The organism is Pseudomonas fluorescens, from assembly GCF_902497775.2.
GTDB lineage: Bacteria > Pseudomonadota > Gammaproteobacteria > Pseudomonadales > Pseudomonadaceae > Aquipseudomonas > Aquipseudomonas putida_F.
Genome location: NZ_OZ024668.1, coordinates 1,444,294 through 1,456,537 on the forward strand (window position 1 = coordinate 1,444,294; position 12,244 = coordinate 1,456,537).

The 12,244-nt window shown below is 63.3% G+C and carries 16 protein-coding genes; 12 read left to right on the plus strand and 4 right to left on the minus strand.

Annotation, left to right across the window (positions count from 1 at the left end):
• Nucleotides 1–2 precede the first annotated feature (2 nt).
• Entirely contained in the window at nucleotides 3–647 is a 645-nt protein-coding gene (locus tag F8N82_RS06760) for a nicotinamidase (RefSeq protein ID WP_038994505.1), read from the minus strand.
• A gap of 99 nt (nucleotides 648–746) precedes the next feature.
• Between F8N82_RS06760 and F8N82_RS06765 the strand changes: the two genes are divergently transcribed.
• From F8N82_RS06765 to F8N82_RS06775, 3 genes are read left to right on the plus strand one after another with little or no spacing between them, the layout of a single operon-like run.
• Nucleotides 747–1,307, plus strand: a complete 561-nt coding sequence (locus tag F8N82_RS06765) for an adenylyltransferase/cytidyltransferase family protein (RefSeq protein ID WP_038994506.1) — start codon at nucleotides 747–749, stop codon at nucleotides 1,305–1,307.
• The gene (locus F8N82_RS06770; protein ID WP_038994507.1) at nucleotides 1,304–2,014 is read left to right on the plus strand and encodes an NrtR DNA-binding winged helix domain-containing protein; all 711 of its coding nucleotides are present in this window, start codon (nucleotides 1,304–1,306) and stop codon (nucleotides 2,012–2,014) included. The genes F8N82_RS06765 and F8N82_RS06770 overlap by 4 nt, the downstream gene beginning before the upstream one ends.
• Nucleotides 2,015–2,038: 24 nt before the next feature.
• Complete coding sequence (locus F8N82_RS06775) at nucleotides 2,039–2,506, plus strand: GNAT family N-acetyltransferase (RefSeq protein WP_038994508.1); 468 nt, start codon at nucleotides 2,039–2,041, stop codon at nucleotides 2,504–2,506.
• A gap of 4 nt (nucleotides 2,507–2,510) precedes the next feature.
• Here F8N82_RS06775 and F8N82_RS06780 read toward each other — a convergent pair whose 3' ends face one another.
• Nucleotides 2,511–3,131: a hypothetical protein gene (locus tag F8N82_RS06780; RefSeq protein ID WP_052251414.1), complete on the minus strand. Its 621-nt coding sequence runs from the start codon at nucleotides 3,129–3,131 to the stop codon at nucleotides 2,511–2,513.
• A 127-nt stretch (nucleotides 3,132–3,258) separates the two neighbouring features.
• Between F8N82_RS06780 and F8N82_RS06785 the strand changes: the two genes are divergently transcribed.
• A complete protein-coding gene (locus F8N82_RS06785; protein ID WP_038994511.1) occupies nucleotides 3,259–4,047 on the plus strand; it encodes a suppressor of fused domain protein in 789 nt (262 codons plus the stop codon).
• Between the two features lie 155 nt (nucleotides 4,048–4,202).
• Here F8N82_RS06785 and F8N82_RS06790 read toward each other — a convergent pair whose 3' ends face one another.
• Both F8N82_RS06790 and F8N82_RS06795 read right to left on the minus strand, forming a co-directional pair.
• Nucleotides 4,203–4,844, minus strand: a complete 642-nt coding sequence (locus F8N82_RS06790; RefSeq protein WP_038994512.1) for a LysE family translocator — start codon at nucleotides 4,842–4,844, stop codon at nucleotides 4,203–4,205.
• A 43-nt stretch (nucleotides 4,845–4,887) separates the two neighbouring features.
• Complete coding sequence (locus tag F8N82_RS06795) at nucleotides 4,888–5,760, minus strand: LysR substrate-binding domain-containing protein (RefSeq protein ID WP_038994513.1); 873 nt, start codon at nucleotides 5,758–5,760, stop codon at nucleotides 4,888–4,890.
• Between the two features lie 132 nt (nucleotides 5,761–5,892).
• Between F8N82_RS06795 and F8N82_RS06800 the strand changes: the two genes are divergently transcribed.
• The 8 genes from F8N82_RS06800 (at nucleotide 5,893) to F8N82_RS06835 (ending at nucleotide 12,187) form a co-directional block, all read left to right on the plus strand.
• Nucleotides 5,893–7,194, plus strand: coding sequence for an NAD(P)/FAD-dependent oxidoreductase (locus F8N82_RS06800; RefSeq protein WP_095161724.1), 1,302 nt, complete (start codon nucleotides 5,893–5,895; stop codon nucleotides 7,192–7,194).
• Nucleotides 7,195–7,241: 47 nt separating this feature from the next.
• Nucleotides 7,242–8,330, plus strand: coding sequence for a polyamine ABC transporter substrate-binding protein (locus tag F8N82_RS06805; RefSeq protein WP_038994515.1), 1,089 nt, complete (start codon nucleotides 7,242–7,244; stop codon nucleotides 8,328–8,330).
• Between the two features lie 77 nt (nucleotides 8,331–8,407).
• Entirely contained in the window at nucleotides 8,408–8,644 is a 237-nt protein-coding gene (locus F8N82_RS06810) for a Pathogenicity locus (protein ID WP_038994516.1), read from the plus strand.
• 82 nt (nucleotides 8,645–8,726) lie between these two features.
• A complete protein-coding gene (locus tag F8N82_RS06815; RefSeq protein WP_038994517.1) occupies nucleotides 8,727–8,951 on the plus strand; it encodes an MbtH family protein in 225 nt (74 codons plus the stop codon).
• Nucleotides 8,952–8,960: 9 nt separating this feature from the next.
• Nucleotides 8,961–9,680 carry a thioesterase II family protein gene (locus F8N82_RS06820; RefSeq protein WP_038994519.1) on the plus strand — a complete coding sequence of 240 codons (720 nt, stop codon included), beginning with the start codon at nucleotides 8,961–8,963 and terminating at the stop codon, nucleotides 9,678–9,680.
• A gap of 63 nt (nucleotides 9,681–9,743) precedes the next feature.
• A complete protein-coding gene (locus F8N82_RS06825) occupies nucleotides 9,744–10,295 on the plus strand; it encodes a hydrolase (RefSeq protein ID WP_038994521.1) in 552 nt (183 codons plus the stop codon).
• An 83-nt stretch (nucleotides 10,296–10,378) separates the two neighbouring features.
• Nucleotides 10,379–11,047, plus strand: coding sequence for a hypothetical protein (locus tag F8N82_RS06830; protein WP_038994522.1), 669 nt, complete (start codon nucleotides 10,379–10,381; stop codon nucleotides 11,045–11,047).
• A 60-nt stretch (nucleotides 11,048–11,107) separates the two neighbouring features.
• On the plus strand, nucleotides 11,108–12,187 hold the full coding sequence (locus F8N82_RS06835; protein WP_052251415.1) for a DUF1615 domain-containing protein: 1,080 nt from the start codon (nucleotides 11,108–11,110) through the stop codon (nucleotides 12,185–12,187).
• Nucleotides 12,188–12,244: the final 57 nt, after the last annotated feature.

Here is a 12,244-nt window from a genome sequence, read left to right on the forward strand (position 1 = left end):
GTTCATGCTCCCTTGAATGCGTTCAGTTGCTGGTCGAGGCTGGCGAGGTCGGCGCAGGCGATCACGCCTTGCCCGGTCATCTCGGCCATCGCCACTGTGGCGCCCTGGGCGGAAATCGCCCGGCAGGCCGGTTGGTAGAGAAACACCTGCAAGCCTGCGGCCTGCAGTTGCAGGGCGGTGTTCTTGACGCAGAAATCCAGGGCCAGGCCGCCGACGATCACCGCCTCTACGCCTTGCACCTTGAGGTACTCGATGACCCCGGTGGAGCGGCGGTTGGCCAGGTCGTGGTAGCAGGCGCCGTAGGGGTGCAGGTCGGGCTCGATGCCTTTCCAGACGAAGAAGTCGTAGTCGATCGGCGCGGGCAGGCCGGTCAGCAACTCGAAGCCTGGCGTGCCCGGCACGCAGTGGCTGACCCAGGTCAGGTCGGCGTTGGCCATCTGCAGCGGCTGCAGCATCTCGGCGTGGCTACCGACCACCCAGGCGGCTTTCGGCGTGTGGGCATCCTTGCTGCCGATGCGCAGGCTGGCGCGTTCGGCCATGGCATTGAGGGCCGGGGCGATCTCGGCGCCGCCGGGTACGGGCAACTCATCGGGGGTGTTGTCGGTGAAGCCGTTCTGGGCGTCGACATCGAAGCTGGCGATTTTCATACGGTGCCTCCTGCGCTGGGTGTGGACATATAATTCACTAGGTGTAATATGTGTGTCAACCGCTTTTTCTTTTTCAGAAGCAGCTACGGTGGATATAGTATGCATAGTGAAATATATGAATCGGGTCGGTCAGGGTTTCGTCTGGCAGTCTATGGCGGAGCCTTCGACCCGCCGCACCCAGGTCATTTGAGCGTCATCACCCGGGCGCTGGAGTGGGCCGACCAGGTGGTCGTGGTGCCCAGTTACCGGCATGCCCATGGCAAGCGCATGGTTGACTTCGACCTGCGCTGTCGCTGGTTGCAGCGGCTGATCGCGCGCCTGGACAACCCGCGGGTCAGTTGCTCGGCGCTGGAGCGTGAACTGGGCGGCGAGGGCGGGGCGGTGTACAGCTATGATCTGCTGTGCGCGTTGAGCGAGCGCAGTGGCATTGCCCGCGCTGATATCGCTCTGGTCATCGGCGAAGACAACCAGGCCAATGTCGCTGGTTTCTACCGAGGCCAGGCGCTGCTGGATGACTTCGGCCTGCTGGTGGCCGAGGAGCAACTGGGCGTGCACAGCTCGGCGATCCGCGCCGGCCTGCGCAGTGGCCAGGCGCTGCCGGCAGCCTGGTGCCTGCCCGACATCGTTGAAGAATTTGAGGTGTATAGGAGTCCACAGTGAGTGCTGCAGAAGTACTGGCCAGCGTCGACATCGTCGCGTTGCGCCTGAACCCCGAGAGCAAGCAGCTGCAAGTGCTGCTGTACCGGCGCGAGCGCGCGCCCCACGAAGGTGAATGGGCGCTGCCGGGGGTGATCGTCAACGGCCGCACCCCGGACAACACCCTGGCGGCCGCAGCTGACCGGGCGATGAGCGAAAAAGCCCGGATTTTGCCGCGTCACCTGGAGCAGGTGGGGACCGAAGGCAACGCCTTTCGCGACCCGCGTGGCTGGTCGATGAGTACCTACTACCTGGCGTTGCTCGGCCCCGAGGTCGAGGCCGGCACTGAGCAACTGTGCTTTGTCGAGGTCGCCAGCGTCATCGGGCGCAAGCGGGTGCTGCCGTTCGACCATAACCTGCTGGTGCAACTGGCGTGCGAGCGCCTGGCCTCCAAGGCGGTTTATACCAACCTGCCGCTGTACCTGGCGCCGGAGCGTTTCACCGTGCTCGATGCCTTGAATGCCGTGCAGGCCTGCCTGGGGCATCCGGTCAACAATACCTCCCTGCGCAAGCGCCTGGAGCGCATGAAGGACGAGGGCTGGATTCGCGACACCGGCGAAAAGAACTTCCCGAAAATGGGCAGGCCCCAGCAGCTGTTCGAACACACGCCGAAAGCCCAGACGCCGTTCGTGTTTGACCGTAGTCTGTTGCCCGAGCGCTCGGGCACCTGAGCCAGCAGACAAAAAGGACTGCACATGCCGAACCTGGAGTGGCTTGAACACCATATGCAGCACTGCGACAGCTTCGCCGAACGGCTGTATCGGCAATTCAGCTATGAGTATGCCGATATCTCGCTGGAAGAGTGGCAGCGAGAGTTTGCCGAAGGCCAGCGCAACGGCGACTGGCAATGCCTGGTTGCGCTGGAAGACGGCCGCTTGCTCGGTGGTGCGGCGCTGGCCCGCGATGACTTGCCCGGGCGCCCGGAGCTTGGGCCCTGGCTTGCGTGTGTGCTGGTCGAGCCGCAGGCGCGCGGGCAGGGGCTGGCGGAAAAGCTGATTGAAGGGATCTGTCAGCAAGCCCGGGAACGCGGCGTGGCCACCTTGTACCTGCACACCCATGACCAGAGTGCGTATTACGCCAAGCGTGGCTGGAGTGTGCGCGAACGGTTCGAGGCGTGGGGCAAGGCGCAGTGGTTGATGTCTCGGGAGCTGCTTGGCCAATAGGCCCTTAGCTTCGCAGGTAGTTGTCGTGTAGGTCTTTGAGTGGTCGAGCAACCTTCAGCGCCTGCTCAACCGCCTTCAGCTCCCGACCTTCCAGCGTGCGCCGAGCAAACGAATAAAAAGCCCCGCCCGGATCAACGTGCGCCGAAAACAGCCCGAAAACCTCATCGCCTGTCACCTCGAGCAGCAGCTCCATATGCGCTTCAAACGGCGTGCATGCACTCAGGTAGGTCAGCCCCTCGACCACCGCGCTGGCACTCCAGCAGGCTTCCTCCAGAGCAATGATCGGCCCTTGTTCAGTAGCGATTTGCTGCAGCGCCCAGGCGCTCTGATCGCGTGGCAGGGACTTGAGCATTGGCAATAGCCGTTCGCTGCCAAGGATGTCGAGTTCATAGCTGTCGCCCATGCTGCTGACCATGTGTGCCTTCAGCAGGTGGCTTTGGGCAATTTCCGAAGGCTGTTCGCTCCAGCCATTGACTACGGACAGCGGCGGGCACCATATCAGTTGCACAGTCTCGCCAGCCTGCACACGGTCGTGCCTGTCGAACTGCGCCCAGGTCTTCTCGCCGGCTTTCGGCACAATGGCCTGCAGGTCGATGGTCGGCGCGCTGTAGTCGATACCGGGCACGTTGCGCCAGCCTGAGGGCCAACAGGTTTTCAGCGGAGTAGGCATTGGATCGATATGTCGGTTTGCCAGGGGTAGTGCCGATGCTAATGAGTGGTTAGCATTGCTGTCCACTTCGCAGGGATTGCAAATGAACATCTTCAAAAAGCTACTCGGCGCACTTAAAAAGCCAGCGCCCCAGGAAGAGCCGCCCATCACGCAAGCCGAAGCTGCCAACCAGGCCGCGAGGCTTGCCAGCGAAGCCTGTCTGGATCGTCACTGGAGCAGCGTCGGTACAGTGGAACGCGATGTCCTGGCCTACCTCATCAGTCCGAGTTTTTCCGGTGGCCCGCACTGGCCCTCGACCCGTCAGGCCTATCGCGTGGTGCGCCGTGGCGACACGATTATCCTGGCGACCGAAGGCTTGTCCGACCCCTTCGATGATGCCGAAGGGCTGGGTAATGGTTTTGAGATGGAGTTGTTCGTCGAGACGCCGAATATCCCCGAGCATGCCCGGGGGCCGCTGGGCGAGGTCGATCCGTTCAAGCGTAGTTGGGTATTCGAGTTGATCGAGAACATAGCCAAGACCGTGGCCGATGCCGGTGGCATCACCCAGCAGTTGGAAAGGTACGGCGCGTTGTCTCTGGAGCTGCCTGGCTTTAGCGAATCGCACCACCTCAGCAGCCAGTTGCCCAAGCACTTCGTCACCGACGACGACAGCATCGGCGTACTGCTGGGCGGCCCGGCGCCAGACTTCCCGACCCGTCTGGACGGCATGCCGCTGTCGCCGGTGACTCTGGTGCCGGTGGTATTGATCACCGCGGCCGAACTTGAATACATCCGCACAGGTGGCGGCGAGGCGCGTAGCGATCTGGTCAGCCGTTTGCAGGCGGCCGGTGTTGGGCATGTCAGCAGCCTGCAGCGAGCCAGCGTGGTATGAGCTGAGACGCTCCCGTGGGGACGCCCCTGTGGGAGCGGGCTTGACCCGCGATGGGGTCGTACAGCCAACACATCAGGTTTTGCCTGAATTGCGACCGCTACGCGCTCGATCGCTGGCAAGGCCAGCGCTCCACAGGATTTGCACTGCTCTCTGGATCAAGCCCCCTGACGGCGCATGGTCAGTATCGCCGCCCCAAAGCAGATAAACGTCGAACCCACCACCCGGCTCACCCAGCGCGAGAACGCCGGTCGGGTCAGTACGCCCTTGGCCCGCGAGGCGAGGGCGGCGTACAGGCTCAGCGAGGTCAGCGACAGGGCCATGAAAATCGCCGTGAGGATCAGGAACTGCGGCAGCAGCGCGGCGCTCTGGTCGATGAATTGCGGGAACAGGGCGGTAAAGAACATCGTCGCCTTGGGGTTGGTGGCGGCGGTGAGGAACGCCGATTTGTACAGCTTCAAGCGCGAGGGCTTGACCTGTACCTGGCCTGCGGCAATGTCGCTCGCCAGCATCGGGCTCTTTTTCATCAGCTGTTTGGCGCCGAGGTAGAACAGGTAGCCAGCACCGAGGATCTTCACCGCGTTGAACAACCACTCGGAGCTGGCGAGCAGGGCACCCAACCCGAGCATGGCCGCTGCCGACAGGCAGAACAGCCCGCTGGCATTGCCCAGCGAAGACCACACTGCATAACGCGGCCCATAGGCCAGGCTGTTGTTGATTGCCATCAAGGTGGCGGGGCCGGGGCTGGCGATGGCAATGGCGGCAACCAGGGTGAAGGCGAGCAGTGCATGAAGATCCATTTTCAGGCTCTAGACGGTGGGTTAGGCGCTAAATGTAACAGGATCAGCCACCGCTCTGCTCGGCAAACCACTGCATCACCACTGTACACGCCGGATGCCCGGCCCCTGCAGGCTGCAGGCACAACGAATAGACCCCTCCAGTTTTCAATGGCTGCCCGAACGGCACGACCAGCACGCCGCGATCAATCGACTCCGCCGCCAGGGTCAGGTCGGTCATCGCCACCCCCAAGCCGCGCGCCGCCGCATCCAGCGCCAACTCATCCAGGTTGAACGGTATATGCCGGTAATCCTCCAGCGCCTTGCCACCCCGCGCCGCCAGCCACTGGTTCCAGGTCTGCTGGTCGGTGGAGCCATGCAGCAGGGCAAAGCGCACCAGGTCGGCCTCTGAGTCCAATCCGAGCCCGGGTGTGCACACCGGCACCAGGGTTTCCTCGAACAAGGTCGAGCAGGCCGAATTGCTGGAGGGCGCGGGCAGGTAGAGGATGTACGCATCACTGTCACTGGCCGGTTCCACCAGCTCCGTGGCCACGGTCTCGATCGACAGCGAGATGTCCGGGTGCAGGCGGTAGAACTCGCTGAGCCGGGGCAGCAACCAGCGCACCGCCAACGACACGTGCATGCGGATGCGAAATGGGCGCTGTTGCGGCGACAGGCGTTCTTCAAGAGTGTGCAGTTGCTCAAGAATGCTCCGCGCGCTGGCCAGCACCTGCTCGCCCTCGGCGGTGAGCTGCAGGCTGCGGCTGCTGCGCACGAACATCGCCAGGCCAAAATGACTTTCCAGCAACTGGATTTTGCGGCTCACCGCGCTCTGGGTCAGGCACAGGCTGTGCGCGGCCTGGGTGAAGCTGCCGGCGTCGGCGACTTCGACCAGTGCCTGCAAGGCTTGCAGCGAAGGCAGGTGGCGAACTTTATCCATGCGTTTTTCGAATGCCCCGATGAAATTATAACGTTGGTTGAATCAGCAAAGACCTTTTAGATTCTGGCCATGGCAACCGCCACCAGCATAAAACGTCCATGCGCTGTGTGCATACAGGTCGAGAGGTGTTGCATGAAAAACCACTGTGGCTGGATTGCCCTGGCGGGCAGTTCACCGGCGCGCGCCCGCCTGAGTGGCGCGCAAAAAGCCGACTGGCTGGTGATCGGCGCCGGCATCACCGGGCTCAGCGCCGCCCATGCCCTGGCTGACATGCACCCGCAGGCGCGGATTGTCGTGATTGAGCGCCAGAGCGCTGCGCAAGGCGCGTCTGCGCGCAACTCCGGTTTTGTCGTCGCCCATGAACACCCGGCCGATAGCGAGCTGCTGGGGCACGCAGGCTTTGCCGACTACGAAACCGATACCGCCATCGGCCAGGCTGCCAGCAACGAAGTGCGTCAGCGCATCGTGCGCCACAACATCGACTGCGAGTTTCGCGATGACGGCTACTTTTTTGCGGTCAACGACCCGGACAAGCTCAGCCAGGTTGAAGCCAAGCTGGCGACCCTGCGTGCCGTCGGCGCCGAGGCGCAGTTCCTCCAGGGCCAGGCACTCAAACGCAAGCTTGGCACCCGCCATTACCAGGCGGCGATCTGGTGCGGCAACGGCAATGCCTTGCTGCAACCGGCCAGGTACGTGAAGGGCTTGCTCGATGTGTTGCCAGCCAGTGTCACCCTCTATGAACACACCGATATCACCCGCCTTGAGCGCCTCGGCCATGGCCGTGTTCGCGCCAATTGCGCTGATGGCAGCATCGAGGCCAGCCAGGTGCTGGTGTGCCTGAATGCCTTTGTTCCACGGGCCGGCATTGACGACAGCGGCACCTTCGCCATGGAACTGAGTGCCAGCCTTACCCGGCCGATGACCGACGCCGAGTTTCGCGCCATCGGCAACGTCGAGCCCTGGGGCGTGCTGTCGACCCGGCCGCTGGGCGCCACGGTGCGGCTGACCCCGGACCGCCGGGTGATGATCCGCAACACTGCTGAATACCGCGCGCGGGACTTGGGCCCGAGTGAATTGGCGCAACGCCAGCAGCACCATCTGCGCGGCTTGCAGCGGCGCTTTCCGTGGTTCGGCGCCCACGACATCCAGTTCACCTGGACCGGCCACCTCAGCGCCTCGCGCTCCGGCCAGCCGTTTTTCGCCAGGGTCGAGGAGGGCGTGTTCGCCGTGGCCGGTTGCAATGGCTCCGGCGTTGCCCGCGGCACCCTGTGGGGGCGCTTGCTGGCGGAATTTGCCAGCGGGCAAACCTCGCCGCTGCTGACCTCGGTCATGGCCCGTGCGCAGCCCGGCTGGCTGCCGCCCAAGCCGCTGCTCGACATCGGTGCCATGCTGCGTATGCGCGTGGAGGCGCTGCGAGCCCGGACTGAAATCTGACCCCACCTAGCCCAACAAAAACAAAGCTCCTCTAAAGGTGATTGATCATGTCATTCAAAGCACTGCCCCTGGTTGCCTTGCTCGCCACGTGTGCCACTGCCGCCCAGGCGGTGGAGGAAGTGAACATCTCCAACTGGAACGGCTATATCGCCGACGACACCTTGCCAAGCTTCACCAAGGCGACCGGCATAATAGCCACCTACGACATCCACGACAGCAACGAGGTGCTCGAATCCAAGTTGATGACCGGCAACACCGGCTATGACGTGGTCAGTCCCTCCAACCACTTTATGTCGCGACTGATCAAGGCCGGGGCGATCCAGCCCCTGGACCGCAGCCAGTTGCCCAACTGGAAGAACCTCGACCCCGTGCTGATGAAAAAGCTCGAAGTCAACGACCCGGGCAACCAGTACGGCTTCCCGTACATGTGGGGCACCGCCGGCATCGGCTACAACGTCGAGAAGATCAAGGCGATCTTCGGCAGCACCGATGTGACCCGTTCGTGGAAGCTGTTCTTCGACGAGCAGAGCATCAAGAAGCTCAGCCAGTGTGGCGTGGCGATCATCGACAACCCGACGCAGGTCCTGCCGATCACCCTCAACTACCTGGGCCTGCCGCACCACAGCCACACGCCTGCGCACTACAAGCAGGCCGAGCAGGCGTTGCTCAAAATCCGCCCTTATGTGCAGTACTTCCATGCCTCCAAGTACATCAGTGATCTCGCCAACGGCAACATCTGCGCAGTGATCGGCTTCAACGGCGACGTGGTCCAGGCGGCGGCCAGTGCCAGGGAAGCCAACAACGGCATCGATATCGCCTACTCGATCCCGGAGGAGGGCTCGACGCTGTGGATGGACATGCTGGTCATCCCCAAAAGCGCGCCGCACGAGAAGAACGCCTACACCTATCTCAACTACCTGCTCAGCCCTGAAGTGATCGCCAACATCAGCAACAGCATCCACTACGCCAACCCCAACAGCGCTGCGGATGCGTTCCTGGCGCCGGCGGTCAAGGACGATGCGGCGATCTACCCGCCCAAGCCCGTGATGGAAAAACTCTTCATCGTCGAAGACCTGCCACCGGCCATCGCCCGCCTGAGCACGCGGCTGTGGACCAAGCTTAAGTCCAATACCTGAGGACAGGGCGAAGCGGTTGCAGTACCGCTTGCAGTGTGGCTTGCTTGACCTCCATTTACAGGTACAAGGATGTCACCGTGGCATTTTCCCCCGCCGAGCGCGTAGCGCTGCTGGCTGTCAAAGGCGTTGGCCCCACCGTGGTCGATCGCCTCGAGCAACTGGGCTTTCACTCATTGGCGCAATTGAGCCAGGCCGACGCCCTGGACATTGTCACCCAGGCCGCCGCGCTGGTCGGTTCCAGTTGCTGGAAGAACAGCCCCCAGGCACGGGCCGCGATCCAGGCGGCGATCGCCCGGGCGCGCAGCGCGGATTAATTTGTTGCGCCTGTCGTTCGTTCTCTAGAAAGCCACCGTACGCCACTGGTGTGACGGGCCCAATCAATCGAGGAGACAGGCAATGACATCCGTATTCGACCGCGAAGACATCGTGTTCCAGGTAGTGGTCAACCACGAAGAGCAGTATTCCATCTGGCCCGACTACAAGGCGATTCCGGCGGGCTGGCGCACGGTTGGCAAGAGTGGCCTGAAAAAGGAATGCCTGGCGTACATCGATGAAGTCTGGACCGACATGCGCCCCTTGAGCCTGCGCCAGAAGATGGCCGAAACCGCTGCGGCGCAGTAAGGGGCGCCTGTGTCTGCATTGACCCTGCTGTGCCTGCCGTATTCCGGTGCCAGTGCCATGGTCTACAGCCGCTGGCGGCGCAAGCTGCCGGCCTGGCTGAGCGTGCGCCCGGTGGAACTGCCCGGGCGCGGCGCGCGCCTGGGCGAGCCGCTGCTGACCGACATGCAGGTGTTGGCGCGGCAACTGGCCAGCGAGCAGCGCCTGGCGGCCAGCCAACCCTATGCCTTGCTCGGCCACAGCCTGGGCGCCTTGCTCGCCTTCGAGCTCGCGCACGAGCTGCAGGCGCTGGGCTGCCCGCCGCCGGTGGCGTTGTTTGCCTGTGGCACGGCCGCGCCCACCCGGCGTGAAGACTATGACGGCGGCAAGTGGCGTGAACCCAAGAGCGATGCGGTATTGATCGACGAGCTGCGCACGTTGCAGGGCACGCCGGAAGAAGTGCTGGCTAACCAGGAGCTGATGAGCCTGACCCTGCCGGTGCTGCGTGCCGATTTTCTGCTGTGCGGGCGCTATGTCTACCGCCAGCGTGCGCCGCTGCGTTGCCCTGTGCATGTACTGGGCGGGGAAGACGACAAGGCCAGCGAGGCGCAGTTGCTGGCCTGGCGTCATGAGAGTGTCGGCGACTTCTCGCTGGAGATTTTCCCTGGTGGCCACTTCTTCATTCACGAGCATGAAGAGCGCGTCCTCGGTGTGCTCAGCGCCGCCCTGGAGCCCCATCGCCTGTCGGCGTGAACATTGACGCAGCGGCGCTGAATGGGCGAGCCTTGGGGTTTACGTGAAGCATAGGTGCGCACGATGTTGATCAAGCCGAACCAGGCCAGCTTGCTGGTCATCGATGTCCAGGAAAAACTCATTGGCGCGGTCAGCGACCCGGCCGGCACCTTGGCGCGCACCCGTTGGCTGTTGGCCGCGACCGCTACCCTGGGCTTGCCGACGGTGTTTTCCGAGCAGTACCCCAAGGGCCTGGGGCCGACCGTGGCGCAGCTCAAGGAGGCCTCGCCAGGCGCCGAGGTGGTCGAGAAGCTGCACTTTTCCTGCGTCGCTGGCGAGTGCCTGCCGGCAGCGCTGCTGGCCCGCGAACAGGTGATTGTCTGCGGCATGGAAACCCATATCTGCGTATTGCAAAGCGTGCTCGGCCTGTTGGCGTTGGGCAAGCAGGTGTTCGTGGTCGAGGATGCCTGCGATTGTCGCGGTGTCCACAACCGCGACGCCGGCATTGCCCGCATGCGCGCCGCCGGGGCGCAGATCGTCACTCGCGAAATGGTGGTGTTCGAACTGATGGGCAGCTCGGCCCATGAGCAATTTCGCCATATCAGCAAGACCTACATGGTTGGCGAGCAGCCGTAAGCGTCGGTACAGGCCGGTGGTGTTGTGCGCGACGCTGGATTAAAGTGCGCGCCACTTTATTTCATTGCTTACAGGATGTTCAGATGAAACCGCGTGCACTGCTGACTATCGGCTCGACCCTGACCCTGGCCTGCCTGCCGTTGTTCGCCCAGGCCCAGGCCACCGTTGCCCAGGTCTTCAATGGTGAAATGCTCGGCACCAACCTCAAGTACTTCGAGTCGGTCGCCGGCATCGCCCGCACCAGCTTCGGTGACAAGCACACCTATAAGGTACAGGGCTGCGAAATTACTGCCGACGCCGCCGGCGGCAGCATCAACGACCTGCGCCTGGAGCTGTCGCCGACCTGCAAGGCCGACCTCAGCTCGTTCATCGGCAGCTTCGCCCCGCCAGCCAACCAACCGCTGACCTTCGCTGCCCTGCATGCATCCACCGGTGGCCCGCTGGAGTTCTACGCCGACTGCCTGGAGATGTGCGGCAACGCCGCCGACCCGTCGGTGTATGCCCTGTGGGAAGGTCCTCATGCGGTCGGCTTCACCCAGGTCCTGGCCGAAGTCATGCTCACCGACGACGCGGCCATCGCCGCCTCGAACAAATGGGCGGACGAGATGAAGAAGCACAAGGGCGAAGACTATGTCATGGAAACCAAATACAACTGCGAACGCAGCTTCGACCCGGTTGCCCTGCAGAGCTTCAAGCCGGTGGCCATCACCGCAGTGACCATCGGCACGCAATTGACCAAACCGGGCTGCTGATTGCAGTCGTGCCCGCTCGCCGCTACTGTGCAGCTATTGCCAGATGCGGCGGGAGAGCCCATGCAAGTACCCGGTTGGCTGGTTGTGATCAGCGTGCTGCTGGCGGTTCAGGGCTGCGTCACCCAGCGTGAAGCCCCTGAGCAGGCCCCGGCCAAGGTGCGCGCGCAGATCGTGCGCCTGCTGCCGGCCAGCGCCAACGACCGTGAAGGCTGGGCGCGGGATATCCAGAGCGCCTTCGCCGCGCAGAAGATCAGCGCCAGCAAGAGCAACCTGTGCGCGGTGCTGGCGGTCACCGAACAGGAGTCGACCTTCCAGGCCGACCCGAAAGTGCCGGGCCTGGGCCGCATCGCCCGGCAAGAGATCGACCGCCGCGCGGCCAGCCTGCATATTCCCCAACTGTTGATCGACGCCACCCTGCAGACCCGCTCGCCGACCGGCAAAACCTATGGTCAGCGCCTGGATGCGGTGCGCAGCGAAAAACAGCTCAGCGACCTGTTCGATGAGTTGATCGGTGCCTTGCCCATGGGCAAGACCCTGCTCGGCGGTTTGAACCCGGTGCGCACCGGTGGGCCGATGCAGGTCAGCATCGATTTTGCCGAACAGCATGCCCAGGGTTATCCCTATCCCTATGGCGGGTCCATTCGCCAGGAAGTCTTCAGTCGGCGTGGCGGTATGTATTTCGGCATCGCCCACCTGCTTGGTTACCCCACCCACTATGACCGCCAGCTGTATCGCTTCGGCGACTTCAATGCCGGCTGGTACGCCAGCCGCAACGCGGCGTTCCAGAGCGCCTTGAGCCGGGCGACGGGGGTGAAGCTGGCGCTGGATGGCGACCTGATCGCGCCGGGGGCGATCATGCCCGGTACCACCGAGCAGGCGGCAAGGCGCCTGGGGGTGAAGCTGGACTTGCGCAACGTCAGCATCCGCAACCAGCTGGAGCAGGGCGACAGCCTGGAGTTCGAAGACACCCGCCTGTACAAGGGCGTTTATGCCCTGGCCGACGGTGCGGCGGGCAAGGCCGTGCCACGGGCGCAGCTACCGGGGATCGAACTGAAAAGCCCGAAGATCACCCGCAAACTGACCACGGCCTGGTTTGCCAAGCGGGTGGATGAGCGTTATCAGCGCTGTATGAAACGTTGAGCATCGCGGGTCAAGCCCGCTCCTACAGTAGATCTGCGTACACCGGACCCGCGATGA

Excerpts from the sequence above, each read along its gene's own strand:
- F8N82_RS06760 (WP_038994505.1), bottom strand. The coding sequence starts at position 647 with ATGAAAATCGCCAGCTTCGATGTCGACGCCCAGAACGGCTTCACCGAC.
- F8N82_RS06765 (WP_038994506.1), top strand. The coding sequence starts at position 747 with ATGCATAGTGAAATATATGAATCGGGTCGGTCAGGGTTTCGTCTGGCA.
- F8N82_RS06775 (WP_038994508.1), top strand. The coding sequence starts at position 2,039 with ATGCCGAACCTGGAGTGGCTTGAACACCATATGCAGCACTGCGACAGC.
- F8N82_RS06785 (WP_038994511.1), top strand. The coding sequence starts at position 3,259 with ATGAACATCTTCAAAAAGCTACTCGGCGCACTTAAAAAGCCAGCGCCC.
- F8N82_RS06790 (WP_038994512.1), bottom strand. The coding sequence starts at position 4,844 with ATGGATCTTCATGCACTGCTCGCCTTCACCCTGGTTGCCGCCATTGCC.
- F8N82_RS06795 (WP_038994513.1), bottom strand. The coding sequence starts at position 5,760 with ATGGATAAAGTTCGCCACCTGCCTTCGCTGCAAGCCTTGCAGGCACTG.
- F8N82_RS06800 (WP_095161724.1), top strand. The coding sequence starts at position 5,893 with ATGAAAAACCACTGTGGCTGGATTGCCCTGGCGGGCAGTTCACCGGCG.
- F8N82_RS06805 (WP_038994515.1), top strand. The coding sequence starts at position 7,242 with ATGTCATTCAAAGCACTGCCCCTGGTTGCCTTGCTCGCCACGTGTGCC.
- F8N82_RS06815 (WP_038994517.1), top strand. The coding sequence starts at position 8,727 with ATGACATCCGTATTCGACCGCGAAGACATCGTGTTCCAGGTAGTGGTC.
- F8N82_RS06825 (WP_038994521.1), top strand. The coding sequence starts at position 9,744 with ATGTTGATCAAGCCGAACCAGGCCAGCTTGCTGGTCATCGATGTCCAG.
- F8N82_RS06830 (WP_038994522.1), top strand. The coding sequence starts at position 10,379 with ATGAAACCGCGTGCACTGCTGACTATCGGCTCGACCCTGACCCTGGCC.
- F8N82_RS06835 (WP_052251415.1), top strand. The coding sequence starts at position 11,108 with ATGCAAGTACCCGGTTGGCTGGTTGTGATCAGCGTGCTGCTGGCGGTT.